Annotated in this window: 22 protein-coding genes, 1 tRNA gene and 1 riboswitch; of the genes, 9 read left to right on the top strand and 14 right to left on the bottom strand. The window is 57.5% G+C overall.

The window, feature by feature from the left end; translation table 11 throughout:
- Positions 1 to 696: 696 nt before the first annotated feature.
- From hemL to ACFCTO_RS10360, 7 genes are all read right to left on the bottom strand, one after another.
- Positions 697 to 1,998 carry a glutamate-1-semialdehyde 2,1-aminomutase gene (gene hemL, locus ACFCTO_RS10390; RefSeq protein WP_499876836.1) on the bottom strand — a complete coding sequence of 434 codons (1,302 nt, stop codon included), beginning with the start codon at positions 1,996 to 1,998 and terminating at the stop codon, positions 697 to 699.
- Between the two features lie 12 nt (positions 1,999 to 2,010).
- Positions 2,011 to 3,279, bottom strand: coding sequence for a glutamyl-tRNA reductase (gene hemA, locus ACFCTO_RS10385; RefSeq protein WP_499876835.1), 1,269 nt, complete (start codon positions 3,277 to 3,279; stop codon positions 2,011 to 2,013).
- Between the two features lies 1 nt (position 3,280).
- Positions 3,281 to 4,270 (bottom strand): porphobilinogen synthase, encoded by a 990-nt coding sequence (gene hemB, locus ACFCTO_RS10380; RefSeq protein WP_292262017.1) that lies wholly within the window; start codon positions 4,268 to 4,270, stop codon positions 3,281 to 3,283.
- A complete protein-coding gene (gene cobA / locus ACFCTO_RS10375; RefSeq protein WP_481325171.1) occupies positions 4,267 to 5,787 on the bottom strand; it encodes a uroporphyrinogen-III C-methyltransferase in 1,521 nt (506 codons plus the stop codon). The genes hemB and cobA overlap by 4 nt, the downstream gene beginning before the upstream one ends.
- Before the next feature lie 11 nt (positions 5,788 to 5,798).
- A complete protein-coding gene (gene hemC / locus ACFCTO_RS10370; RefSeq protein WP_481325172.1) occupies positions 5,799 to 6,734 on the bottom strand; it encodes a hydroxymethylbilane synthase in 936 nt (311 codons plus the stop codon).
- Entirely contained in the window at positions 6,724 to 7,371 is a 648-nt protein-coding gene (locus tag ACFCTO_RS10365) for a precorrin-2 dehydrogenase/sirohydrochlorin ferrochelatase family protein (protein WP_481325173.1), read from the bottom strand. Before ACFCTO_RS10365 ends, hemC begins: the two co-directional genes overlap by 11 nt.
- A 313-nt stretch (positions 7,372 to 7,684) precedes the next feature.
- The gene (locus ACFCTO_RS10360; protein ID WP_499876834.1) at positions 7,685 to 8,248 is read right to left on the bottom strand and encodes a flavodoxin family protein; all 564 of its coding nucleotides are present in this window, start codon (positions 8,246 to 8,248) and stop codon (positions 7,685 to 7,687) included.
- A gap of 332 nt (positions 8,249 to 8,580) precedes the next feature.
- Between ACFCTO_RS10360 and ACFCTO_RS10355 the strand changes: the two genes are divergently transcribed.
- From ACFCTO_RS10355 to ACFCTO_RS10330, 6 genes are all read left to right on the top strand, one after another.
- Positions 8,581 to 10,140 (top strand): gluconokinase, encoded by a 1,560-nt coding sequence (locus ACFCTO_RS10355; RefSeq protein ID WP_292262228.1) that lies wholly within the window; start codon positions 8,581 to 8,583, stop codon positions 10,138 to 10,140.
- A gap of 25 nt (positions 10,141 to 10,165) precedes the next feature.
- Positions 10,166 to 11,578 (top strand): decarboxylating NADP(+)-dependent phosphogluconate dehydrogenase, encoded by a 1,413-nt coding sequence (gnd, locus tag ACFCTO_RS10350; RefSeq protein WP_481325174.1) that lies wholly within the window; start codon positions 10,166 to 10,168, stop codon positions 11,576 to 11,578.
- A 15-nt stretch (positions 11,579 to 11,593) separates the two neighbouring features.
- Positions 11,594 to 12,913, top strand: a complete 1,320-nt coding sequence (locus ACFCTO_RS10345) for a gluconate:H+ symporter (RefSeq protein WP_499876833.1) — start codon at positions 11,594 to 11,596, stop codon at positions 12,911 to 12,913.
- A gap of 34 nt (positions 12,914 to 12,947) precedes the next feature.
- Positions 12,948 to 13,805, top strand: coding sequence for a MurR/RpiR family transcriptional regulator (locus tag ACFCTO_RS10340; RefSeq protein ID WP_481325175.1), 858 nt, complete (start codon positions 12,948 to 12,950; stop codon positions 13,803 to 13,805).
- A gap of 77 nt (positions 13,806 to 13,882) precedes the next feature.
- Positions 13,883 to 14,647: a dihydroorotate dehydrogenase electron transfer subunit gene (locus ACFCTO_RS10335; protein WP_499876832.1), complete on the top strand. Its 765-nt coding sequence runs from the start codon at positions 13,883 to 13,885 to the stop codon at positions 14,645 to 14,647.
- Positions 14,644 to 15,567, top strand: a complete 924-nt coding sequence (locus ACFCTO_RS10330; protein ID WP_292298798.1) for a dihydroorotate dehydrogenase — start codon at positions 14,644 to 14,646, stop codon at positions 15,565 to 15,567. The genes ACFCTO_RS10335 and ACFCTO_RS10330 overlap by 4 nt, the downstream gene beginning before the upstream one ends.
- A gap of 245 nt (positions 15,568 to 15,812) precedes the next feature.
- On the opposite strand, the gene ACFCTO_RS10325 is transcribed toward ACFCTO_RS10330, so the two are convergent.
- From ACFCTO_RS10325 to ACFCTO_RS10295, 7 genes are all read right to left on the bottom strand, one after another.
- Positions 15,813 to 16,466 carry a methionine ABC transporter permease gene (locus ACFCTO_RS10325; RefSeq protein ID WP_020311089.1) on the bottom strand — a complete coding sequence of 218 codons (654 nt, stop codon included), beginning with the start codon at positions 16,464 to 16,466 and terminating at the stop codon, positions 15,813 to 15,815.
- A complete protein-coding gene (locus ACFCTO_RS10320; RefSeq protein WP_292260326.1) occupies positions 16,447 to 17,490 on the bottom strand; it encodes a methionine ABC transporter ATP-binding protein in 1,044 nt (347 codons plus the stop codon). The genes ACFCTO_RS10325 and ACFCTO_RS10320 overlap by 20 nt, the downstream gene beginning before the upstream one ends.
- Positions 17,491 to 17,576: 86 nt before the next feature.
- A riboswitch (SAM riboswitch) is annotated at positions 17,577 to 17,674 on the bottom strand.
- Positions 17,675 to 17,733: 59 nt separating this feature from the next.
- Positions 17,734 to 18,966: an aminopeptidase gene (locus ACFCTO_RS10315; RefSeq protein ID WP_499876831.1), complete on the bottom strand. Its 1,233-nt coding sequence runs from the start codon at positions 18,964 to 18,966 to the stop codon at positions 17,734 to 17,736.
- 4 nt (positions 18,967 to 18,970) lie between these two features.
- Positions 18,971 to 20,332, bottom strand: a complete 1,362-nt coding sequence (locus tag ACFCTO_RS10310; protein ID WP_298676515.1) for an MATE family efflux transporter — start codon at positions 20,330 to 20,332, stop codon at positions 18,971 to 18,973.
- Between the two features lie 198 nt (positions 20,333 to 20,530).
- A complete protein-coding gene (gene rpsT / locus ACFCTO_RS10305; RefSeq protein WP_014016800.1) occupies positions 20,531 to 20,797 on the bottom strand; it encodes a 30S ribosomal protein S20 in 267 nt (88 codons plus the stop codon).
- Positions 20,798 to 20,887: 90 nt separating this feature from the next.
- Complete coding sequence (gene fba / locus ACFCTO_RS10300; RefSeq protein WP_481325178.1) at positions 20,888 to 21,853, bottom strand: class II fructose-1,6-bisphosphate aldolase; 966 nt, start codon at positions 21,851 to 21,853, stop codon at positions 20,888 to 20,890.
- A 34-nt stretch (positions 21,854 to 21,887) separates the two neighbouring features.
- Positions 21,888 to 22,769 carry an RluA family pseudouridine synthase gene (locus tag ACFCTO_RS10295; RefSeq protein WP_292260318.1) on the bottom strand — a complete coding sequence of 294 codons (882 nt, stop codon included), beginning with the start codon at positions 22,767 to 22,769 and terminating at the stop codon, positions 21,888 to 21,890.
- A gap of 308 nt (positions 22,770 to 23,077) precedes the next feature.
- Here ACFCTO_RS10295 and dnaG point away from each other — a divergent pair, with 308 nt between their 5' ends.
- The 3 genes from dnaG (at position 23,078) to ACFCTO_RS10280 (ending at position 26,294) form a co-directional block, all read left to right on the top strand.
- Positions 23,078 to 24,871 carry a DNA primase gene (dnaG, locus tag ACFCTO_RS10290; protein ID WP_481325179.1) on the top strand — a complete coding sequence of 598 codons (1,794 nt, stop codon included), beginning with the start codon at positions 23,078 to 23,080 and terminating at the stop codon, positions 24,869 to 24,871.
- A 24-nt stretch (positions 24,872 to 24,895) separates the two neighbouring features.
- Positions 24,896 to 26,146: an RNA polymerase sigma factor RpoD gene (gene rpoD, locus ACFCTO_RS10285; RefSeq protein ID WP_499876830.1), complete on the top strand. Its 1,251-nt coding sequence runs from the start codon at positions 24,896 to 24,898 to the stop codon at positions 26,144 to 26,146.
- A gap of 73 nt (positions 26,147 to 26,219) precedes the next feature.
- A tRNA-Ile gene (locus ACFCTO_RS10280) sits at positions 26,220 to 26,294 on the top strand.
- The last annotated feature ends 88 nt before the right edge of the window (positions 26,295 to 26,382 follow it).

Raw genomic sequence — 26,382 nt, 5'->3', positions numbered from 1 at the left:
TGCTCAAGTATTCCAGCACTATTTTTTTCTTAAATTCATAACTGTGTTTTGCCATAAAAAAACTGACCCCCAATCGTTAGATTTTTGGTCTAACTATTGGGGGGCAGCTCAAATGTTTTCATGCGTCAGCTCTTTTGGTATGTACGGGCTTTGCGGGATTTCTACAAGCGAGGCGACGGGATTCCCACAAGCGGCCATAAGCGGGCGCCCCCACGGGTCGCCCCTACAAATCCTGAACCACGAGATATTTTAGTTGTAGGGGCTCGCACGTGGCGAGCCCGCTTCCGCATATGTCTGATTTTCCTAACCAGCTTGCCAGGAGAATCATCAAAATTCCAAACGGGTCGCCCACGTGGCGACCCACATCAGACATCAAACTTTCAACTTAAAACTCAAAAAAGGGCTGTCGCATTAAGCAATTTTTGCTTTGTGCGACAGCCCTTTTTTCCGTAGGGGTCATCCCCAAGCTTTTTCAGCCCGTCGGGTGCCGACCTATGGAAGGCACCCGACGGTTGCTGAAACGGACAGCTGAGGATGGATGGCACGCTTGTGGGAATTCCGCAACCTGATACCGCAGGCCGCCGATAAACCTCTCAGTCAGCTGCGCTGACAGCTCTCCTAGCAGGAGAGCCGGGCCGCCCACTGGGACGGCCCCTACGATGCAGCCATCAGGCTGTGAGACCTAACCACTAGCCACTAGCCACGAACCACTGCTTTTTCAAAGGCTGTGCGGGCGGCGGTTATGGTTTTTTCGATGTCTTCGTCGCTGTGGACGCCGGAGACGAAGTTCGTTTCAAACTGGGACGGTGCCAGGTAGATGCCTTGTTCCAGCATGGACAGGAAGTAGCGCCGGAAGGCTTCCTGGTCACTGGCTTCGGATGTGGCATAGTTGGTGACCGGGACGGCACTGAAGAAGACGCTGAACATGGTGCCGGCCCGATGGACCTGGACGGCGGCGCCGGCTTCGTCAGCAGCGGCTTTGAGGCCGTCTGTCAGGATTTTCGTTTTGGCGCAGGCTTTTTCGACGTAATCCGGGTCTTCTGTGATGATGCACAGTGTTTCTAATCCGGCTGCCATGGCCAGGGGATTGCCGCTGAGGGTACCGGCCTGATAGACCGGGCCGGCCGGCGAGACGCAGTCCATGATGTCCTTACGGCCGCCGTAGGCAGCGACGGGCAGGCCGCCGCCGATGATCTTGCCCAAGGTCGTCATGTCCGGGACGATGTGATAGATGCTCTGGGCGCCGTGCAGGGCCGTGCGGAAGCCACACATGACTTCGTCGAAGATGAGGACTGTGCCGTGTTTCTTCGTTTCATCGCGCAGGAGCTGCAAGTAGCCGTCTTCCGGCAGGACCAGGCCCATATTGCCGGCAATGGGTTCGACGATGACGGCGGCAATGTCGTCGCCGCAGCGGTCCATGAGTTCCCGGAAGGCGTCGGCATCGTTATAGGCGACGGTCAGCGTGTCTTTGGCCGTGCCGGCTGTGACGCCCGGGCTGTCAGGCTGACCGAAGGTAGCGGCACCGGAACCGGCCTTGACCAGCAGGCTGTCGCCGTGGCCGTGATAGCAGCCGATGAATTTCACGATTTTATCGCGGCCCGTATAGCCCCGGGCGACGCGGATGGCGCTCATCGTCGCTTCCGTACCGGAGTTGACCATGCGCAGTTTTTCGATGGACGGATAGATTTCTTTGACCAACTGGGCCAGCTGCGATTCAATCAGCGTCGGTGCACCATAGCTCGTGCCGCGGGTGGCCGCTTCCTGCAGGGCCTTGACGACGCGGGGATGGGCGTGGCCGACGATCATGGGGCCCCAGGAACCGACGTAGTCGATGTGCTGGTTGCCGTCGATGTCGCAGATGGTACTGCCTTTGGCCCAGGCAATGAACGGCGGCGGGCAGCCGATGCGGTTATACGAGCGGACCGGGCTGTTGACGCCACCCGGCATGAGGGTCTGCGCTTCTTCAAAAGCGGCAGCTGATTTTTCTAAGTGAAGCATGGAAAGGCCTCCTTATTCTTTGATGTCTAAATTGAAGACGTTCCGCAGTTCGCGGACGACCCGGTCTTCGTCAGGCGTGTTGGCTGCTTCGACCGTGCGGCGCAGGGGAGCACGCAGGATTTTGCGGACCAGGATATGGGATAAGTTCTCGACGACGCGGAACTGGTCATCGGTCAGTTCGGGCAGTTTGTTGCGGGCCCGTTTGACGAAATGGCGCCGTGTCCGTTCGGCCTGCTGGGACAGGCTGAGGACGACGGGGCGGACCGACAGGTATTGATAGCGTTCAATCATGGTGTTCACGGCTTCGTCGACGATATAGCTGGCGGCTACGGCTTCGCGCTGACGCGTGGCTTCATTGTCGTGGACAACTTCCTGGAGGTCGTCGATGTTGTATAAGGTGACGCCGGGCAGACGGGTCACGGCCGGGTCGACGTCGCGCGGTACGGCGATGTCGATGAGCAGCAGGGGCCGGCCCTGGCGTAGTTCCTGGAAGCGCTGCAGCCGGGGGACGGTGATGACGTAGTGCGGTGCCCCCGTCGAGGCGATGATGATGTCTACGTCGGAGACGACGGACTGGACTTCTTTATAGTGGACGGCCTGGCCGCCGACGTCAGCGGCCAGTTCCTGGGCCCGTTCCAGATGGCGGTTGACGATGTACAGTTTCCCGGCGCCTTTGCCTAAGAAATTCTGCGCCGTCAGGCGGGCCATCTGGCCGGCACCGTAGAGCAGGAGATTCCGGCCAGACAGGGAGCCGAGCTGTTTTTCGGCCATCTGGACGGCTGTATAGCTGACGGATACGGCGTTGTGGGCGATGTGCGTTTCCGTCCGGACCCGCTTGCCCGTGGCGATGGCCTGCTGGAAGAGCATGTTCAGGATGGCACTGGTCGCGCCGTTTTCGTGGGCCATGACGTAGGCCTGTTTGACCTGGCTGAGGATCTGACCTTCGCCGAGGACCAGCGAGTCCAGGCTGGCAGCGACGTTGAACAAGTGGTGGATGCAGGCTTTTCCCGTATAGCTGTAGAAATAGGACGGTTCATAAGCCGGACGGCCGGCTGCGTCGAGGAAGAAGTCGCGCAGGGCCTGTTCATTATCGCGCACGTCGTCGACGACGGCATAGACTTCGGCGCGGTTGCACGTCGACAGGATGACGGCTTCGCGCAGGCCGCCGTAATCGTCGAGATGCTGCAGGGCGTCGTGGATGGCGTCGGGTGTCATAGTGAAGTGTTCCCGGATGGCGACGGGGACGGTCTTATGATTGAGGCCGAGGATGACGAGGTCCATTTTATGCCTCGACTTCGCCGTTTTTCAGCCACTTGGCGACGTCGACGGCGTGGTAGGTGATGATGATATCGGCGCCGGCGCGTTTCATGCTGGTCAGTTCTTCCATGACGATGCGTTTTTCGTCGATCCAGCCGTTGCGGGCTGCGGCTTTGACCATGGCGTATTCGCCGCTGACGTTATAGGTCGCAATGGGGCGCTGGCAGCGCTGGCGGGCCTGATAGACGATATCCAGGTAGGAAAGGGCCGGTTTGACCATGATGATGTCGGCGCCTTCTTCCAGATCGAGGTCGATTTCCTTCATGGCTTCGCGGCCATTGGCCGGGTCCATCTGGTACTGGCGGCGGTCGCCGAAGTGCGGTGCCGAATCGGCGGCGTCGCGGAAGGGCCCGTAGAAGCCGGATGCGTATTTGGCGGCATAGGACATAATAATCGTATTGATGAAGCCTTCTTCGTCCAGGGCCTGGCGGATGGATGCGATGCGGCCGTCCATCATATCCGACGGGGCGACGATATCGGCACCGGCTTCGGCCTGGCTGACGGCGACTTTGTTGAGCAGCTTCAGCGTCGCGTCGTTATCGACGTAGTGGTCTTTGACCTGACCGCAGTGGCCGTGGTCGGTGTACTGGCAGAGGCAGACGTCGCCGACGATGACCATGTCCGGCAGGGCTTTCTTGATGGCGCGGATGGCACATTGGACCGGGCTCTGCGGGTCCCAGGCGCTGGAGCCGATTTCGTCTTTATAAGCCGGCAGGCCAAAGACTTCGATAGCCCGCAATCCCAAGGCATAGATGTCTTCGGCCAGGCGTACGGCGTTGTCTACGGACAGGTGATAACAACCGGGCATGCTGGGGATTTCTTCTTTGACATTCGTGCCGGGGACGACGAAGATAGGATAAATCAAATCGTTGAGACATACATGGTTTTCCCGGACCATAGCGCGCAGGGGAGCAGAAAGGCGCAGGCGGCGGGGGCGTAAGGTATTCAATTTCATGATTTTTGGATTCTCCAATCTGTAATACATTCAGCCAGACCGGCTGTGGTGTAGGTCTGGGCTGTGATTATTTTTTTCAGGCCTGCTTCCTGGCAGGTGCGGGCCGTGATGGGACCGATGCAGGCAAAGGTGATGTCGTCGAGGACGTCGGTCGGGGCCTGGTTCAGGGCCAGGAAGTTCTGGACGGCCGACGAACTGGTAAAGGTCACGACGTCGACGGCCCGGCGCGTCAAGAGGTCCGTCAGGGTCTCGCTGTTTTCGCTGGCTGCGACGGTACAGTAGGCCTGGCAGATGTCGACGACGGCACCCCAGCGGCGCAGGGTGTCAGGCAGGACGGACCGGGCTTCTTTGGCCCGAGGGATGAGGATGCGTTCTTTTCCTGACAAATGAGCCTCCAGGGCGGCGGCCAGGTCTTCGGCACAGTAGGCGTCAGGGACGACGTCGGCGCGAAGGCCGTACCGGTTCAGGGCCTCGGCCGTAGCGCTGCCGATGGCGGCCAGTTTGGCCCGGCCCAGGGCCCGGCTGTCGCGGCCGTGGTGCTGGAGGCGGTGGAAAAAGGCATCGACGCCGTTGGTGCTGGTGAAGATGACCCAGTCATAGCTGGCTAATCGGCCGATGGCTTCGTCCAGGGCCTGATAATCGTCAGTCGGCGGCGTGATGCGGATAGTCGGGACTTCCAGGCAGCGGGCGCCCAGTTCTTCCAGTCGGTGTGTCAAGGCCGGTGCCTGGGCATGGGTCCGGGTGACGGCGATGGTCAGGCCAAAGAGGGGCTTGGTATCGAACCACTGCATGGACGGCCGCAGGGCGACGACGTCGCCGACGATGAAGACAGCCGGTGCCTGGAAGTGGCAGGCTGCCGCTTTTTCAGCGATGTCGCCAACTGTGGCTACCAGCGTTTCCTGGTCGGCCTTGGTGCCCCAGCGGACCAGGGCGGCCGGCGTGGAAGCCGGGCGGCCGTAGGTGATGAGCTGTTTGGTAATGGACGGCAGGTTGTGGACGCCCATGAGGAAAATCAGGGTATCTACGGCTGTCGCCAGTTTGTCCCAGTGAATCGATGAATGGCCCTTGGTCGGGTCTTCGTGGCCTGTGACGACGGCAAAGGAAGAGGCCGCCGTTCTATCGGTCACGGGGATGCCGGCATAAGCCGGTGCGCCGATGGCCGATGTGACGCCTGGGATGATTTCAAAGGGCAGGCCGGCGTCGTGAAGGGCCCGGCTTTCTTCACCGCCGCGGCCGAAGACGAAGGGGTCGCCGCCTTTGAGGCGGACGACGGTCTTGCCTTCTTTGGCTTTGGCAATGAGCAGGTCGATGATTTTGTCCTGCGATAACGTATGGTCAGCGGCTTTTTTGCCGACGTAGATTTTTTCAGCATCTGGCGGGGCGAATTCTAGAAGGCGCGGATCGGCCAAGTAGTCGTAGATGACGACGTCGGCCCGGCCCAGGACTTCCTGGCCCCGCAGGGTGAGCAGGCGGTAGTCGCCGGGACCGGCGCCGGTGAGATAAACGATACCGTTCATGGAAAACCTCCTTAGTAAGTCGGCGTAATGCCTAAATCGGTGAGGATGCGGCGGCCGCCGTCATCGAGGAGCGTACAGGCCGCTTCTTTGCCGATGGCAGCGCTGTCGGCGACGGGACCTTGCGTCGTCGTGCGGCAGACCTGGCTGCCGTCTGGGGCGGCGATGATGCTCTGTAAAGTCAGCGTCCCGTCCTGGACCGTGCCGTAGACGCCGACCGGAACCTGACAGCTGCCATTGATGGCGGCCAGGAAGGCCCGTTCTGCTGTCGCAGCGGCGGCCGTGTCCTGGTCGTTGAGGAAGGCCAGGGCCTGCCTCAGTGACATATCGTCGGCGCGGGTTTCGATGGCCAGGGCTCCCTGGCCGACGGCGGGAATCATGGTCGTGACCGGCAGGAGCTGGCAGATGCGGTCGGCCCGGCCCAGGCGCTGCAGGCCGGCTTCGGCCAGGATGATGGCATCGTATTGGCCGTCATCGAGCTTTTTCAGGCGCGTATCGACGTTGCCCCGAAGGTTGCTGACGACCAGGTCCGGCCGGGTGTGGAGCAGCTGGGCTCTGCGGCGCAGGCTCGATGTGCCGATGCAGGCGCCGGCCGGCAGGGATTCCAGGGTGGTATACGTGTTGGAAATGAAGGCGTCGTGGACGTGGTGGCGGGCCGTGATGGCTGCCAGACAGAGGCCGTCCGGGACGTCGGCTGGCAGGTCTTTCAGGCTGTGGACGGCCAGGTCGATGGTGCCGTCCAGGAGGCGCCGTTCCAATTCCGTCGTAAACAGTCCCTTGCCGCCGATGCGGGCTAAGGGGACGTCTAGGATTTTATCGCCTTGCGTGACGATGTGCTGGAGCTGGACGGACAGCTCCGGGTCGTGGCGGCGCAGGGCGTCGGCGATGTAGTTGGCCTGCCACAGGGCCAGCTGGCTGCGCCGCGTACCGATGGTCAGATTACGTTTCATGGTTTTTCCTTTCCCAGGCGGCCAGCCGGTCCCGGAGCAGGGCGCTGGCTGCGTCGATTTCGTTGTTGTCTACCAGGACCATGACGTCGTCCGTCAGGGCCTGGCGCCAGAAGGCCTGGCGGGCCCGGCTGGTCGGGAGAACGGACTGCCCTTGGCGGCGGATAGCTGCTAATTCAGCGAGCCAGCGGCCATAGCGTTCGTCGAAGTGCTGTTCCAGCCGCTTACGGAGCCAGCGCGACAGCGCCGGTGCCTTGCCGTTGGTGGAAATGGTGAGTTGCAGGTCGCCCTGGCGGACGATGGACGGCAGGGTGAAGTTGCACAAATCCGGGACGTCACAGACGTTGAGCAGTTTCCCCTGGGATTTGGCAGCGGCTGTGACGGCGTGGCTGACGGCTTCGTCGTCAGTGGCGCAGATGATGAGGAAGAAGGCTGACTCATCACCGGCCTGGTATGTCCGCGGCTGCCAGGTCAGGCGGTGGCTTTCGGCCAGTTCCTGCAGCGGCCGGGTCAGGGACGGGGCAATGACCGTCACGGCAGCCCCTTCGGCCAGCAGGCGGCAGACCTTGCGTTCGGCGACGGCGCCGCCGCCGAGGACCAGACAGGACTGGCCGTTGAGATCGAGGTTGATTGGATACATAAGAGGAACTCCCTTTCAAAGTTGTACGCTTCTTATTATACCATTATAATGGAAAAAAGCTGTAGTAAATACAACATTTTATGAATGAAAAAGGAGCTGTCGCATCGCGACAGCTCCTTTTTAGCAGTCAGCGGCTAGCTGTTAGCCGTTAGCAGATGGCTTTGAATTTAAAGCCATCATTCCAATTTCTAACGGGTCGCCTACGTGGCGACCCCTGTACTCAAAAAATGCTTTGCGTGCGATAAAAAGAGCAACCTCTCAGTCAGCTTCGCTGACAGCTCTCCTATGAGGAGAGCCAGTGAGTAACGAGCCCTTAGCGGATGAAGTTGGTCATGATTTTGGCTTCTGTTGCCGGGGCATCGATGCCTGCTTTTTTGCCGGCTTCGATGCATTTCAGGATCCAAGCCATGTTGCGGCCGAGGGTACGCATGATCTGCAAGCCTTCTTCGTCTTTCTTGACTTCTTCCGGCGTGTTGCCGTGGACCATGGGCCAGTAGTTGGATGCGACGCTGACCATCTGGTGATAAGCCAGGTATTTATTGAGGACGTTCAGCGTTGCCGTCGTGCCGGCGCGGCGGGCCGAAGCGACGGTGGCGCCGACTTTATGGGTCAGGGCAGCGCCGGCTTTGCCAGCCAGTTTATCCATGAAGGAGATGATTTCACCAGACGGCGAAGCCCAGTAGACCGGCGAGCCGATGACCAGGCCGTCAGCAGCCTTCATTTTTTCAGCGACAGCGTCGACGGTAGCATCGTCGGGAACGGCGTGGACGATTTCAGCATCGATACCGTTTTCTTTGAGCGTGTCGGCGACGACGGATAAAGCCGTATACGTGCAGCCCTTTTCACGGCGGCTGCCATTTAACAAGATAACTTTCATGGGAATCCCTCCTGTAAATATCATGATTACATATAGAAATGATAGAAAACTACCATTCTTGCAAAGATACTATAGCACAGAAAGGGCAAAAAAGCAAATATGCAGGCCGCCGTTCGCAGTTCGCAGGCCGCTGTTCGCAAAACCAGCGGCTAGCCGCTAACTGCTAACGGCTGGTTTTTCCCCAGACGCATAGGGCACTCTGTTTCTATGATATAAAAGTATCAAAATATAAAATTTAAAATGATATTTTTATTGCATTTAGTCAACGGGAATGGTATCATAAAGTCATCGAAAAGATTCCTTACCAAGCTACGTGAAAGGGAGTATGACTCATGAATATCATTACGCCTATGGATTCGGCGAACCAGGAAGTGTGGATCGGCGTCGACGTCGGTACGACCGGGGTCCGGGCCATTGCTTATACGGAAGACGGGACCAACGTCTGCTCGTCGGAAGCCTTTTATCCGCTGTTGACACCTCATCCGGACTGGGCTGAAGAAAGCCCGCTCCAGATCCTCGAAGCTGTCCAGGAAGTCATCAGTAAGACGGCGGCTCAGCTGCGTTATAAGAACAAAGAACTGGCAGGCATCGCCTTGAGTACGGTCATGCACAGTTTTGCCGGCCTCGATGAAGGCAGAGAGCCCCTCATGGACATGCAGACCTGGGCAGACAGCCGCAGTGCGGCCATCGTCCGGGAGATGAAGAAAGACGAAGCCTTGTGCCGCTCCTTCTATGAACGGACGGGCTGCCCCATCCACGCCTGCTATCCCCTGGCCAAGATCATCTGGCTGCGCCAGAATCAGCCGGAACTCTTCCGCCAGATGCGCTATGTGGGCTCGCTGAAGGATTATTTATTCTATCATTTGACTGGCCAATGGGTCATCGATAAGTCTGCTGCCAGCACGAGCGGCATGTACAACGAACAGACTCTGGATTGGGACGATGAAATCCTGGCCTATGCCGGTATCACCAAGGACCAGCTGCCGCCTGTCGTGTCGACGACGTACAGCCAGGGGCTCTGTGAAGAAGCGGCCAAAGCCCTGCGCCTGCCTGTTGGCCTTCCCGTCGTCATCGGCGCTACCGACGGCGTCCTGGTCAATGTCGGCATCGGAGCCGTCGAACCGGGCCAGCTCAGCGGGACCATCGGGACCAGCGGCGCCCTGCGCATGCTGACCCGCCAGCCTAAGACAGACCCGCAGATGCGCACGTGGTGCTACAACCTGACCGACGACATGTGGGTCGCCGGCGGGGCCATCAACAACGGCGGCATGATTCTGCGCTGGGTCCGCGATAAAATCTGCCATTACGGCGGCAGTGCCCTGGAAACGCTGGACATCGACCCTTATGACCTGATGACCATGAAGGCAGAACATGTCGATGCCGGCGCCGACGGCCTCATCTGCCTGCCGTATTTCACGGGTGAACGGGCGCCGTACTGGAATTCGGAACTGCGGGGCATGTTCTTCGGCTTTTCTCTAAATCACAGCCGGTCCCACATGATCCGCGCCGTCATGGAAGGCATCTGTTACAGCCTGAACAGCGTCATGGCAGCCCTCAAGGAATTCGGTGACGTCAAGGACATCCGCGTCAGCGGCAGTTTCACCAAGTCGAAACTGTGGCTCCAGATTTTATCAGACGTCCTCAACCAGCCCATTACCCTGCCGGACAATAGCGAAGGCGCTGCCTTCGGGGCGGCTGTGCTGGGCTTCATTTCCAGCGGCAGGTTGAAGAGCATCGCCGATACGGCCGACCTGGTCCACGCCAAGAAGGTGTATACGCCTATGGAAGAAAACGTTGCCGTCTATCAGCAGCTCTATGACATCTTCGTCCGGCTCTATCATAACTTGCAGCGCGAATTTGCCGACATCACGGCATATCAGCAGAAATTATAATTTCCAGTGAAAAGGAGCGATTGCTATGGCACTTCACGATATTGGCGTCGTCGGCATGGCCGTCATGGGCAGCAACCTGGCCCTGAACATGGCCGACCACGGCTATGACGTTTCGGTTTACAACTATACGCCGGACTTGACGGAACAGTTCCTCCAAGAACGGCCTCATGAAAAGATTACGGGCTACTTCGAGCTGAAAGATTTCCTGGCTTCCCTGAAGCGGCCGCGCAAGGTCATGCTCATGATCATGGCCGGCGCTCCCGTGGACAGCATGCTCGACCAGCTGCTGCCTCTCCTCGATACGGGGGACATCATCATCGACGGCGGCAATTCCTATTTCGGCGATACGCGCCGCCGCTACGACCGTTGCAGGGAAGACGGCATCCACTTCTACGGCATGGGGATTTCCGGTGGGGAAACGGGGGCCCGCCGCGGCCCGGCCATCATGCCTGGCGGCAATAAGGAAACGTACCCGGAAATCCAGCCCATTTACGAGGCCATTGCCGCTAAAGCCGCTGACGGCAAGCCGTGCTGCACGTATATCGGCGAAGACGGTGCCGGCCACTATGTCAAGATGGTCCACAACGGCATCGAATACGCCGACATGCAGCTCATTGCCGAAGCCTATTTGCTGCTCAAATACGTCGGCGGTTACGACAACGCCGCTATTTCCAAGATTTTCCATGAATGGAACCAGGGCGAGTTGAAAAGCTTCCTCATCGGCATCGCTGCAGACATCTTCGCTGAAGACGACGAAGCCGGCGGACAGGTCCTGGATAAGATCGTCGACGCTGCCGGTCAGAAGGGGACAGGACGCTGGACGAGTATCGAGTCGATGAAACAAGGCGTCGATATTTCCATGATCACCGCAGCCTGCAATGCCCGCGTCATGTCCAATGCACCGGGCCGTGCGAAAGCCCAGGCCTGCATCGAAAAGCCTGTCTTGTCCCATCAGCACGGTGATGACTTCGTCGAAGCCGTCCGCCAGAGCCTCTATGCGGCGAAAATCGTCGCTTATGCCCAGGGCTTTTCCCTCTACAAGAGCGCGTCGGAAACGTATGACTGGCACCTCGATTACGGCGCCATTGCTTCCATTTTCCGGGCTGGCTGCATCATCCAGGCCGAATTCCTGACCAAGATTACCGAAGCCTATGACAAGAATCCGGACCTGGACAATCTCTTGTTCGACGACTTCTTCCTGGCAAAGATTAACGCCAATCAGGGCGCCCTGCGGCAGATCATCGGCCTGGCCATCGCCAACGGCCTGCCTATTCCGGCCTTTTCGGCAGCCCTGCAATACCTCGATGCCTACAGCAGTCCCCAGGTCGGGGCCAACCTCATCCAGGCCCTGCGCGATTACTTCGGCGCCCATACGTTCCAGCGCGTCGATAAAGAAGGCACTTTCCATCATCATTGGCACGAGCATTATAGCAAATAAAGGAGGTTTCTCATTATGCCACTCGTTATCCTAGCTATTGGCATTCTCGTCTTATTTTTCCTCATCGTCAAAGTCAAACTCAATAGTTTCCTGGCCCTGCTCCTCGTCGCCGGCGCCGTCGGCCTGGCTGAAGGCATGCCCATCGACAAGCTCATCCCGACCATTGAAAAAGGGCTGGGCGGTACCCTTGGCGGCCTGGCCATCGTCGTTTCTTTCGGCGCCATGCTGGGCAAGCTCATGGCCGAAAGCGGCGGCGCTCAGCGCATCGCCACGACGCTGATCAACGTCTTCGGCCGGGAAAATGTCAAATGGGCCGTCTGCCTGACGGGCTTCATCGTCGGCATCGCCTTGTTCTATGAAATCGGCTTCGTCCTGCTCATTCCCTTGGTCTTCACCATTGCCGCTGAAGCCAAGATTCCCCTGCTGGAAGTCGGTATCCCGATGGCTGCGGCCTTATCGGTCACGCACGGCTTCCTGCCGCCTCATCCGGGGCCGACAGCCATTTCCATCATCTATAATGCCGATATCGGCACGACCCTGGTCTATGGCGCCATCATCGCCATCCCGACGGCCATCGTCGCCGGTCCGCTGTACTGCACGCTGACGCGCGACATCAATCCGGAAATCCTCAAGGGCATGTACAACCCGAAAATCTTTAAAGACGACGAAATGCCCGGCTTCGGCATCTCTGTCTTCACGGCGCTGGTCCCGGTCATCCTCATGGCCGCTTCGGCGATTGCCAAATTGACTATGGGTGCCGATGTCCCGGCCCGTCACGTCCTGACCTTCTTCGGCCAGCCGGATATCGCCCTGACTATTTCCGTCGCCATCGCTATCTATACCTTCGGCCTGGGACGGGGCAAATCCATGGAAGAAGTCATGAAGACCGTCCAGGATGCCGTCCTGACCATTGCCATGATCCTGCTCATCGTCGGCGGTGGCGGTGCCTTGAAACAGGTCCTCATCGACAGCGGCGTTGGCACGTACATCGGCAACCTCGTCGCCGGTTCGGATTTATCGCCGCTGCTCCTGGCCTGGCTGGTCGCTGCTGTCATCCGTACGGCCTGCGGTTCGGCTACGGTTGCAGCCCTGACAGCCGGCGGTATCGCCGCGCCTATCTGCGCCGTTACCGGTGCCAGTCCGGAACTGATGGTCTTGGCCACCGGTGCTGGCTCGCTCATCTTCAGCCCGCCGAACGACCCCGGTTTCTGGCTGTTCAAAGAATTCTTCGGCCTGACAGTCAAGCAGACAGTCCGCACGTGGTGCGCCCTGGAAACGATCATCGCTGTCATGGGCCTGGCAGGTGTACTTGTATTGAACCTCTTTGTAGGCTAAAATAAAAGTGAATACAGAAGTAGGAGGGAAGACGATGGAAGAAACGAAACTCCAGTTATTTCCTGTCCTGCGCAGTGCATACGGCGGTCTGACCAAGTCAGAGCGCCGTATTGCCGATTATATCGTCAATCATACTGGCGAGGTCATGGAGCAGACCGTTTCGGACCTGGCCGTCCATGCGCAGAGTTCGGAAATCACCATTTCCCGGTTTTGCAAGAAACTGGGATGCAGCGGCCTGAAAGAGTTGAAGCTCATGTTGGCTGCAGAATTGTCGGCAGCGCCGCAGAAGGCTTTCCACGACATCCAGGCCGGCGACACCGGGCGGGACGTAGCGGCCAAGGTCTTTGCCAATATTGCCGAGGGATTGCAGGATACGCTGAGTCTCCTCGATTATGACGCTCTTGATGCGGCGGCCCGGCTGCTCTTGAAAGCCCGGCGCATTTACGTCTTTGGTTTTGGCAACTCGGCGACGGTCTGCATGGATATGGCCACGCGTTTCCTGCGCCTGGGCCTGGCTATCCGGGAATATGCCGATTCTCATATGCAGGTCACGGCAGCGGCCCTGATGACGGCCGACGATGTGGTCATCGCCGTGTCACACAGCGGGGCGACGAAGGAACTGTTGCAATCGGTCCAGGCCGCCAAGAAGGCCGGGGCCAGGGTCATCGTCATCACCAGCCACGGTCAGTCGCCACTGGTTGCGTTAGCTGATATCTGTCTGTGTGGCATGGGACGCGAAGTCCAGTATACGTCGGAGGCCGGCGCATCGCGCCTGATCCACATGGCCATCGGCGACGTCCTCTATACGCGCGTGGCCATGCAGGAAGAATCAGTCTTCCGGGACAATATGGAAAAGATGCGCCGCGAAATCGGCAAGAAGCGGCAGCGCTGATTTTGGCTACGAAAATCGGCCGTTCTGTGGTACAATAAAACTGTTCTTATTGCAAACAGAGGAAGGATGATTAGCAGGTGAAGAAATTCTTGGAAATGGCGACTATCGTCGAGAATGAAGCCATTATTCCTGAAGTATGGAAAATGGTATTCCATGCACCGCAGATTGCCCGGGAAGCGCAGCCCGGCCAGTTTGTCAATGTCCATCGCGATGGGGGACAGACCTTTTTGCGCCGGCCTTTTGGCATCGTCGATGCTGATGCCGAAACGGGTCATGTCACCATCATTTACCGCCTGGTCGGCAAGGGCACAGAAGAAATGAAGGGCCTGCACAGCGGTGACGCATTGAGCGTCGAAGGGCCCCTGGGCGAAGGCGTCTTTACGACAACGCCGGGCCAGGTCCTGCTGGCCGGCGGCGGTGTCGGCCTGGCTCCGCTCATCTTTTTGGCCAAGCGCCTGGACCATCCCATCGTGCTCGTCGCCGGCAAGACGGCGGCTGAAACGTTCTGGACCAAGTTCTTTGAACCCTATGCCGGCCAGATTTACGTGACCACTGACGACGGCTCCCTGGGTATCAAGGGCTTTGCCGTCGATGCCCTGCCGCAGATCTTTGCAGAACACGCCATCGACCGCGTATCGGTCTGCGGGCCGACGGTCATGATGAAGACCATCGCCCAGGCGTCGGCCAAAGCCGGCGTCGCCTGTGAAGTGTCCATGGAAAAGCGGATGGCCTGCGGTATCGGCGTCTGCCTGGGCTGCACCTTTGAAAGCCAGCTTGACGGCAAACGCTATAAAGTCTGTGCCGACGGCCCCGTATTTGACGCGAAGGAGGTCTTTGCATGATCAGCGAACGCATTGCCGTCCAGTTTGCCGGTATTTCCATGAAGACACCGGTCATGGGAGCATCGGGGACCTTTGGATTTGGCGTAGAATACAGTGATTTTCTCGACCTCGATCACGTCGGGGCCATTATTTCCAAGGGAATCACGCCGCTGCCGCGGCCGGGCAATCCCGGCGTCCGCGTGGCTGAAACGCCGGCAGGGATGCTCAACTGCATCGGCCTGGAAAACCCTGGCGTCGAAGTCTTCAAGCGGGATATCCTGCCCAAGGTCCATCAGGCCTGCCAGACGCCGCTCATCGTCAATATATCGGCCGGGACTGCCGAAGAATACGGCGAATTGGCAGCTCAGCTCGACGTCGACGGCGTAGCTGCCCTGGAAGTCAATATTTCCTGTCCTAACGTCAAAGAAGGGGGCATCGTCTTCGGGACTCAGCCGGAAGCGGCTGCGGCTGTGACGCGCAGCGTCAAGGACCATACCCGGAAACCGGTCATCGTCAAACTGTCGCCGAACGTCACGGACATTACGGTCATGGCTAAAGCCGTCGAAGCGGCCGGTGCCGATGCCGTATCGCTCATCAATACCCTGACGGGTATGGCCATCGACATCAAGACCCGCCGCCCCTTGCTGGGCAATATCACCGGCGGCCTGTCCGGCCCGGCTGTCAAGCCCGTCGCCCTGCGCATGGTATGGCAGACGGCTCAGGCCGTATCCATCCCCATCCTCGGCCTGGGCGGCATATCGACCTGGCAGGACGCCGTCGAATTCATGCTGGCCGGTGCCAGTGCCGTCGCCGTCGGCGCCCATAACTTCGTCGACCCCAGAGCCGTTGAAACCATCGCCGAAGGCCTGGACCAGTATTGCCGAGAAGAAGGCATCGAACATATACAGGATATTGTAGGGGCATTGGAGATTCGTGGTTAGTGGTTCGTGGCTAGGGATTAGCAGTCAGCAGTCAGCGGTCAGCCGTCAGCAGTTAGCCGCGGTCCCATGGACCGCTTTGTAGGGGCCGTCCCAAAGGGCGGCCCGTTGTGGGAATCCCATTCACGAGCTGCCCTGGATATACGCCAAGACATTTATATACCCATTTGCGTGGACGGGCGCCCCACGGGGCGCCCCTACAGAAAAAAGGAGCTGTCGCATGTGCAACAGCTCCTTTTTTCTATTATTTATTTCTTATTCTTTTTTCGTGATGCGAAGTCGCCGCCGGCCTGGATGACGTTGACGACGACGATGAGGATGATGATCGTCGCCAGCATGACGTCGGGACGGAATCGTTGGTAGCCATAGCGGATGGCGATGTCCCCGAGGCCGCCGCCGCCGATGGCGCCGGCCATGGCCGATGCCCCGATGAGGTTGACGATGAGGACGGTGATGTTATTGATGATTGTCGGCAAGGCTTCGGGAATGAGGACCTTGCGGATAATCTGGAACGGCGTAGCCCCCATGGATTCGGCCGCTTCGACGAGACCGAAGTCGACGTCGCGGATGGACGTTTCGACGAGACGGCTCAGGAAGGGGATAGCAACGATGGTCAAGGGGACGCAGGCTGCCGTCGTACCGATGGACGTGCCGGCAATGAGACGCGTCAGCGGGATGATGGCGACCATGAGGATGATGAACGGGATGGAACGGATGATGTTGACGATCGTGCCAAGGATTTGATTGATGAAGCGGTTTTCCAGGATATGGCCCTTGCTGGTCGTGACCAGGGTGATACCCAGGGGAATGCCGATGATACCGCCAATGACCGTGGCGACGGCGACCATGTAGAACGTTTCTTCAATGCCTTGGAGCATTAACTTAATGATTTCTTGGGACATAACCTAAAACCTCACTTCCAATCGGTAATGTTTTGATGTACGAGAATGCCTTGGCCTGTGTTTCCATATCGCCCATGATGACGACGATGAGGTAGCCGAACGGTTCATCCTGGATGTAGTCGATGTTGCCGTAGAGGACGCTGACTTCGACGTTGAATTTGCGGACGATGTCGGCGACGACGGGGTCGCTGGTCGCAGCGCCTTTGAAGCGCAGGCGGACGAGCATGTAGCGGTCCGGCGACGGCTGGTCGGTGACGCCCAGGTTCTTGATGCCTGCCGGCAGTTCCATGTTGATGATGGACGTGACGAAATCTTTCATGGTCTGGGACTGAGGATTGGTGAAGATGTCGACGACGCGGCCCATTTCCTTGATGACGCCGCTTTCGATGACGGCGACGCGATGGCAGATTTCCTTGACGACGGCCATTTCATGGGTGATGACGACGATGGTGATGCCCAGGCGTTTATTGATGTCCTGGAGCAGTTCCAGGATGGACTTCGTCGTCTGCGGGTCCAGGGCCGATGTGGCTTCGTCGCAGAGCAGGATTTTCGGGTCGCTGGCCAGGGCACGGGCGATGCCGACGCGCTGTTTCTGGCCGCCCGAGAGCTGGGACGGATAGTTGCCGGCCCGGTCACTGAGACCGACCAGGTCGAGGAGGGAAGCGACTTTCTTTTCGATGACGTCTTTGGAAGCGCCGATGAGTTCCAGCGGGAAGGCAATGTTTTCGGCAACCGTACGGGATGATAAGAGATTGAAGTGCTGGAAAATCATGCCGATGTTCTTGCGTTCTGCCCGCAGCTGGGATTCATTCATCTTGGTCAAATCCTTGTCGTCGATGATGACCTGGCCGCTCGTCGGTTTTTCTAACATATTGATGCAGCGGACCAGCGTCGATTTGCCGGCACCGCTCTTGCCGATGATACCGAAGATCTCGCCGTCGTCGATGGTCAGGTTGATGCCTTTCAGGGCCTGGACCTGTGCGGCGCCGCCGTAGGTCTTGGTAATATTTTTCAGTGTAATCACAGTATCAACTCCTCAAAATAGGCGTAACTAGAGAAAGCAACCACAAAAAAGGCCGTCATGCAGATGACGGCCGTATATACGGTTTCATTTCATCTGTCGGAATGTTCCGTTGGAATTGGCACCTTCCCGATAGGGGGTTGCCGCAGCGTCATCGGGCCAGTCCCTCAGCTGCTCTGGATGAAGGGTATATGGTTGTTGCGTCTTATAATAGCACGGATGGCCGGGATTGTCAATGGAAAATCGTTATTGCGCCCAGTCGCCATCGGTAAAGACCGGCACCGTCGTGCCGTCGGCCCTGGTCCCGGTGATGGTCAGGTCCGGCGAACCGACCATGAAGTCGACGTGGATCATGGAGTCGTTGAGGCCGGCTGCGGCAACAGCGTCTTTGTCCATATCGGCACCGCCAGCCAGGCAGGTCGGGTACGATGCGCCCAGGGCCAGGTGGCACGAGGCGTTTTCGTCGAAGAGCGTTTCATAGAAGAGGATGCCCGACAGGGAAATGGGCGAGTGATAGGGGATGAGGGCTACTTCGCCGAGGCAGCAGGCGCCGTCGTCGATAGCGATGAGTTTCTTCAGGACGTCTTCGCCCGTTTCGGCGGCAGCGTCGATGACTTTGCCGTCTTTGAAGGTCAGGTGGAATTTGTCGATGAGGTTGCCGTTATAGACCAGGGGCTTGGTGCTGTAGACCGTGCCGTTGACCGCATCTGCCTTGGGGGCCGAATAGATTTCTTCCGTCGGGATGTTGGCATTGAACAGCAGGTGGTCCGCCGTTTCTTCCATGCCGCCCTGCCAGATATGACCGGCCGGCAGGCCGATAGTCAGGTCCGTTCCCAGGCCGTTCGTATAGTGCAGGCTGGTGAAATGCTGGTCCGTCATCCAGGTCCGGCGCTTCTTCAATTCGGCCAGATGGGCGTCCCAATCGGCCAGGGCATCGGCACCGTCGGCACGGGACGACTGGAGGATTTGCTTCCACAAGGCTTCGTAAGCGGCGGCTGCGTCGAGGTCCGGATAGAGCAGTTTGGCCCAGACGGCACTGGGGACGGCAGCGACGAGCCACGTCGTCTTCGAGGCCATCATGCCGTCGATGTATTCCTTCAAGGCTTCATTCTGGGCTTTCTGCTGGGCAAAGATTTTATGGGTGTCGATGCCGTCCATGAGGTACGGATTCGCCGAGATGAGGCTGAGGAAGGCCGCTTTCTTATGGTAATAATAGAGGCTGAAATCGCGGCGCCAGTCCGGCAGGGACTCGAAATACTGCAAATCTTCGTGTTCGTAGCGCAGGCGGGCCATGTCGTCAGACCGCCAGTTGCAGACGACCTGGGCGGCGCCGGCCGTATAGGCCTCTTTCGTCAGGAGGGCGACGAAGTCGTGCGATTCGACAGGGGCATTGATGACCAGGGTCTGACCTTTCTGGAGATTCAGGCCCTTCTGCAAGAGGACGCGGGCATAAGCCGTTAATTGTTTGGTAGTTGGCATAAAATCACTCCTTAGTAGATGAGGATAGGACAGGGACTTTCCAGGCCGTGTGCTTCCACAGGCGCCAGTTCAGGGCGCTGGCATTGATGGCCAGGCTGATGATGAGGCTGATCCAGTAGCCATAGGGCCCGTAGGATGTGACGTGGGCCATGGCATAGCCCATGGGGATGCTGATGAGCCAGTAGGTCACGAAAGCGACGTAAGTGATGATCTTGACGTCCTTATAGCCGCGCAGGATGCCCTGGACCGGCGTGCCGGCGGCATCGAAGAAGGAAAAGGCGACGGCGTAGAAGATGAACATGCGGATGGCCCAGAACGTTTCGGCATCGCTCGTGAAGATGGCGGCGATATGATCGACAAAGTGGTAAGTCACGACGATGAGGGCGATGGCGATGGTGAAGGCCGTCATCTGGCAGAGCACGGCATACTGCCGGGCAGCGGCGTAGTTGCGGGCGCCGACTTCGTAGCCGATGACGATAGTCGCCGTCAGGCTGATGCTCCAGGGCAGGGTATAGGTCAGGGTCGAGAAACTGATGGCCGCCTGGTTGGCCGCCAGGTATAAGGTGCCGAATTCGGCCATGAGCAGGCCGACGATGGAGAACAGGCTCGTTTCGCAGAAGACGGCGATGAAGATGGGAATGCCCAGCTCCAGCTGATGATAGCCATGGTACCAGCTGAAAGGCCGCAGGCGGCTCCAGAGATGGTAAGAGCGGAAGGGCTCCATCCACTGCAGGACGCCCACGAAGAGCAGGAAGGACAGCCACGACGCGATGGTGATGGCATAGCCTGTACCGATACCGCCCATAGCCGGAATGGGGCCGGCGCCGAAGATGAGCAGGCGGAAGAGGATGATCGTCAGGACCAGGTTGGTCACTAAGATGGCCATGGAAACGTGGGTCTTGCCGTGGGCGTCGACGATGTAGCGCATCGTCGCCTGCAGGCAGATGGGGACCAGCCCCAGGGCCAGGGCCTTGAGGTATTCCCAGGCGATGTAGCGGACCGGTGCGTCGAGGCCCATGAAGTCGAGAAAGGGCGGCAGCAGAAAGGCGCCGGCCAGGAAAATGACGGCCGTAAAGCCCAGGCTCAAGTAGAGGCTCTGCATGATGTACGTCGGGATTTCCTCGGTCTTCTGAGCGCCCCGGAGCTGGGCGATGATCGGCGAGATGCCGAAGAAGATGCCGCACAGGCCGGCAAAGACGGGATACCAGATGTTGACGGCTACGGCGACCCCGGCCAGGTCAATCGTCCCGGCCTGACCGCTGAAGATAGAACTGAAGACGGACGTCCCGACCTGGGCCATCTGGGTCAGGAGCAGGGGAAAGAACAGGGCCAGGAAATGGCGTAATTGGAACCAATGGGGGAACATGATATCCTCCTTGTATGAAAAAGGGCTTGTCGCACAACGACAAGCCCTTTAAAGTTGTTAGTGGCTAGCAGTTAGTTGTTAGCGGATGGCTTTAAATTTAAAGGCCTTCTTCAAACATCAAACCTCAAACTGTACAGAAAAAGGGACCGTGCATGATGGCCGAAACCTTCATGCGCCAGTCCCCCTTTTCAGTCGAACTTATTTACCCATAGCATTGACTTTGGAAGCCAAACGGGATTTTTTACGAGCTGCAGTGTTTTTATGGAGAACGCCTTTCTGTGCGGCGCTGTCGATTACGCTGCTAGCTTTATCGAATGCTTTTTTAACAGCTTCAGCGTCACCAGCGGCGATAGCTTCGGTCGTACGGCGGATAGCGGTATGAACAGAAGATTTAACCTGAGAGTTAGCTGCGTGGCGAGCTGCGTCTTTTTCCATCGTTTTGATATTGGATTTAATCTGCGGCAATGGATTCACCTCCCTAATTTACAAGAACACTAGAAGAAATTTTACCATATGGCGCAGAAAAAAGCAATACCTTTTTTACAAGACATGCGATTAAGCTTTGCCTTCCGAGCCGAGGACACATTTGATCTTGTGAGCGACGATGTCATGGACGAACTGACGGCCGTCGGCGAGGTACTGGCGCGGGTCGAAATGTTCCGGATGCTGTGTCATGTGCTGACGGATGCCGGCAGTCAGGCCGAGACGGAGGTCGGAGTCGATGTTGATTTTGCAGACAGCCATGGAAGCTGCTTTGCGGAGCTGGTCTTCCGGGATGCCGATAGCGTCAGCCAGGTTGCCGCCGTTTTCGTTGATGATCTTGACATATTCCGGTACGACCGAAGATGCGCCGTGGAGGACGATCGGAAAGCCCGGCAGGCGTTTGGAGACTTCTTCGAGGATGTCGAAGCGGAGTGTCGGCGGTACGAGGACGCCGTCAGCGTTGCGCGTGCACTGTTCCGGAGTGAATTTGAAAGCGCCGTGGCTGGTGCCGATAGCGATGGCCAGGGAGTCGACGCCCGTGCGGGATACGAATTCTTCGACTTCTTCCGGACGCGTGTAGTGAGCTTCGTGGGCAGCGACTTTGACATCGTCTTCGATGCCGGCCAGCTGGCCGAGTTCGCCTTCGACGACGACGCCGTGAGCGTGTGCGTATTCAACGACTTTTTTCGTGAGGGCGATATTGTCTTCGAAAGAATGTTTCGAGCCGTCGATCATGACGGAAGTGAAACCGCCGTCGATGCAGTCTTTGCAGGTTTCAAAGTCAGCGCCGTGGTCGAGGTGAAGGGCGATGGGGAGATCATGATCTTCCAAAGCTGCTTCTACGAGATGTTTCAAATACGGCGGTTTAGCGTATTTGCGGGCACCGGCCGAAGCCTGAAGGATGATCGGCGAGTTCAATTCAGCAGCGGCCTGGGTAACGCCCTGGACGATTTCCATGTTGTTGATGTTGAATGCACCGATAGCATAGTGGCCTTCATAGGCTTTTTTAAACATTTCTGTAGTTCCAATTAATGGCATGTTTACATTCCTCCTACATAATACGTAAAAATGGTTAATATATATAATTCCAGCCGGCCCGTCGGACGAGGGCGTCCATATCTTCAGGCAGCCGGGAATTAACGGTGATGAAGCGGTGGCTCATGGGATGAGTGAACTGGAGACAGTAGGCGTGCAGGGCCTGGCGGCCGATGAAGCGGCGCGAACCGCCGTAGAGGTCATCGCCGGCCAGGGGATAGCCCAGGTAACTGCTGTGGACCCGTATCTGATGGGTCCGGCCCGTGTGCAGGACAACTTGGAGCAGGCTGTAGTCCTTGCCAGCTGCGAGGCAGGTGAAATCGGACCAGGCCGGCTTGCCGTCGAGGCGGACACAGCGGGTGATGATGCTATCGGGACATCTTCCGATGGGGGCGTGTACAGTTGTGACCCGCGACGGGTATCGTCCCTCACAGATAGCTAAGTACAAGCGCTTATAGCCCAAGTCCTGCTTATCGAAAGCGTATTGGATCTGCGGTTCCTTGGCGACCATACAGAGACCGGACGTATTCTTATCCAGGCGGTGCATGGGGTGGTAGGAACAGTGCTGCCCCGTCTGTTCGTAATGATAGGCGACGGCGTTGGCCAGTGTCCCGTCCCGTACGGCTGATGTGGGATGCATCAGGAGACCTGCAGGCTTGTCGATGACCATGAGGTAGTCGTCTTCATAGACGATGCCAATGGGTATGTCCTGTGGCGGGAAGGGGTTCTTTTCCGGAAGGGTGACGCAGATCTCGTCGCCTTCATGGACGAAGTCCCGCGTCGAGGCGGCCTGGCCGTTGATAGTACAGATGCCGTTGTGCTTGATACGGCGCCGCAATGTCGACGAAACGCCGAAATGTTTCAAAGCGCCGCCTAACGATGTAGGCCGTATGATCGTCCCTACTGTAAAATGAATCATTTGCATTTCCCCTATATTGGCTTTGTCTACATCTATTATACAAAATGAAAATAAATAAATCCATACATTTCGTGAAAACATGTGGGCTATATTTTAGCCCGCAAGGGCCTGGGAGTGCGGCTATCCAGAAAAAATCATCTCCTGGAAAAGGAAACTTGACGCTCCGCGTCGAAATAGTATATCATAGGAATGTTATGTATCCATTTTTTAGATTTACCTTAAAAGAGTGTTCCCTAAAGAAGGAATTTCACAGGTGGATAGAGAATAATATATACGTCAGCGTTATTGAAATGAAACAGGTGATATGAGTGAAACGGTTTTCCAGCGAATTTATCGAACAGGTCCGGCAGGCCAATGACATCGTCAGCGTCATCTCCGATTATGTGACGCTGAAACGGCGGGGCCGCAACTTCTGGGCCTGCTGCCCTTTCCATAATGAAAAGACCGCCTCCTTCAGCGTCGCTGCCGACAAAGGATTCTTTTATTGCTTTGGCTGCCATGCTCACGGCGATGTCTTCCAATTCATTATGAAGAAAGAAAACCTTTCCTTTTCGGATGCCGTCGAACGCCTGGCTGAACGGGCCCATATCGCCCTGCCTGTCGTCGAACGGTCGGCCGAAGAAATCGCCCGTGATAAACAGCGGGACCGCTTGTATCAGATCAACGAAATGGCGGGCAATTTTTTCCATAACTGCCTGACCCAGACTCATTACGGGCAGCCCGGACTGGCCTATTTCCACAAGCGCCACGTATCGGATGATACCATCGAGGCCTTTAAGCTGGGCTTTGCCCCGGAAAGCTGGGATAAACTGACGACGGCTTTCATGAAAAAAGGTGTCACTGGCAGGGAATTAGTCCTCCTGGGACTGGCTAAAGAAAAGGATGGCCACTTTTACGATGCCTTCCGCGGACGGGTCATGTTCCCCATCCGCGACGGCCGCAGCCGCATCGTCGGTTTCGGTGGCCGCGTCCTCGACGACAGCAAGCCGAAGTATCTCAATTCACCGGAAACGCCGATTTTCAATAAACGGCGGCTCCTCTTCGCCATGGACCTGGCCCATAAAGCGATTTATGAGCAGGGGAAAGCCATCCTGGTCGAAGGCTATATGGATGTCGTTTCCGCTCATAACCGGGGCATCCATAACGTCGTCGCGTCCCTGGGGACCTCCTTTACGCCGGAACAGGCGCGGCTTTTGCAGCGCCAGGCCAAGGAACTCGTCCTGGGCTACGACATGGACGGCGCCGGCCGTCAGGCGACGCAGCGGGCTATGGAAATCGTCCGCGGCCTGGGCATGCGCATCCGCGTCTTGTCCCTGCCGCAGGGCAAGGACCCTGATGAATACATCAATGCCGCCGGGCCGGACAAGTTCCGCCAGGCCGTCGACGAAGCGCCGAATGTGCTCGATTACATGCTCATGCGGGCCTTGCAGCGCTTCGACGTGACGACGCTGGAAGGGAAATCATCCATTACGGCCATGGTCCTGCCCGTCGTCGCCGCCGTCGATAACCGGGTCCTGCTGGAAGCGTTCCTGAAGAAACTGGCAGGTCAGCTGCAGATAGGGGAAAACGCCGTGCGCAGCGAATTCAACAAGTATGTCGCTGCCCATCCGGAAGCAGGCCAGCAGCAGGTCGTCATCTCTTCGTCCGTATCCCAGGAAAATGCCGCAGCCCGCGGGAGCGGTGCCATGGCCGTAGCCGAAGAGAATATCCTGCGTTTCCTCCTGGAAAAGCCGGCTGCCTGCGGGCGGATCCACGCCAAAGTATCGGCGGACCTCTTTGCCGATGAACGGCGGCGCCACATTTACCAGCTCATTTTGGATACGTATGCACACCAAGGGATGTACACACCACATGACATCCAGCAAAAATTAACTCCTGAGGAGGCCGAAGAAGTAGCACGAATTATGGTTCTACAAGATGTCCCACTGGACGAAAATGTACTGATGGATTATGTCAAGCGCTTTCGCATGGCCGATTTACAAAAGCAGTACCTGGCGCACAGCCGCCTGGCTGCCACTTATAGCCGGACTGGCGATGCAAGGCTGGCTGAAGAGCTTGCAGCATGTAAGAAAATTAACGATGAAATGAAACAATGGTCTTGAGGAGCAGAAAGGAGCCTGTACACCATGGTGAATAAAACGACAGATGATACAAAAGTAACGAAGAAAACGACGAAAAAGACGACGCGCCGCAAGCCGTCCAAGAAGAAGGACGCTGCCGCCAAGAAACCGTTGAGTGAAAAAGAACGCCAGGCCCTGGCCCTGCAGCACATCAAGCAGCTCCTGCAAATGGGGCAGAAGAAGGGCAGCCTGACGTATACGGAAATCATGAACCTCATGGAAGAAGACGAACTGACGCCAGACCAGATCGACAAGATGTATGAAGTCTTTGCCGACAAGGGCATCGACATCGTCGGCGAAGACGACTCCATGGCGGAACATGATGATATAGATGATGAAGATACGGAAAAAGTCCCGGACCTTCACAATGTCGACCTCAGCGTGCCGGAAGGCATCAACATCGATGACCCGGTCCGCATGTATTTGAAAGAAATCGGCCGCGTCCCCCTCTTGTCGGCGACGGAAGAAATTACCCTGGCCAAGGCCATCGAAAAGGGCAATGCTCCCGATGCGACAGAAGAAGACATCAAAGCCGGCACGATTGCCAAGAAGAAACTGACCGATGCCAACCTGCGCCTCGTCGTCAGCATCGCCAAGCGCTATGTCGGCCGGGGCATGTTGTTCCTGGACCTCATCCAGGAAGGGAACCTGGGTCTGTTGAAAGCCGTCGATAAATTCGACTACAGCAAAGGCTACAAGTTCAGTACCTATGCGACATGGTGGATCCGCCAGGCCATTACCCGTGCCATTGCCGACCAGGCCCGGACCATCCGCATCCCGGTCCACATGGTCGAAACCATCAACAAGCTGATCCGCATTTCCCGCCAGCTCCTGCAGGACAAAGGCCGCGAACCGCTGCCGGAAGAAATCGCTGAAAAAATGGACATCCCTGTCGAACGCGTCCGGGAAATCATGAAGATCGCCCAGGAACCGGTATCGCTGGAAACACCGATTGGCGAAGAAGAAGACTCGCACCTCGGCGATTTCATCGAAGACTCGGAAGCCGTCGCCCCTGATGACGCCGCCTCCTTCATCTTGCTGAAAGAACAGATCGAAGACGTCTTTTCCTGTCTCACCGACCGGGAACGCAAAGTCCTCTACCTGCGCTTCGGCCTCAAAGATGGCCGCCCGCGCACACTGGAAGAAGTCGGTCAGCACTTCAACGTCACCCGTGAACGTATCCGCCAGATCGAAGGAAAGGCCCTGAGCAAACTGCGCAACTGGGGCAAACGGGAAAAAATCAAGGATTTCCTCTAAGCCGAAATCTCTCCTTGACGCCATACGCTAATTCGCGTATAATAATTTGGTAAGGCCTTGCGCCTTATCCTTTGGGCCTATAGCTCAGTGGTAGAGCCACCGGCTCATAACCGGTTGGTCCTTGGTTCGAACCCAAGTGGGCCCACCATGAATGAAAAGAGCTTGTCGCACGTAATCGTGCCCGGGCTCTTTTTCTGTATACAAAATATTGCCGATAGATGGATGATCCCAGAATA

It is taken from the genome of Megasphaera indica (assembly GCF_046614755.1).
GTDB lineage: Bacteria > Bacillota > Negativicutes > Veillonellales > Megasphaeraceae > Megasphaera > Megasphaera intestinihominis.
Note: the sequence above shows the minus strand (reverse complement) of the source record. Positions and strands in the feature narration are given on the sequence as shown.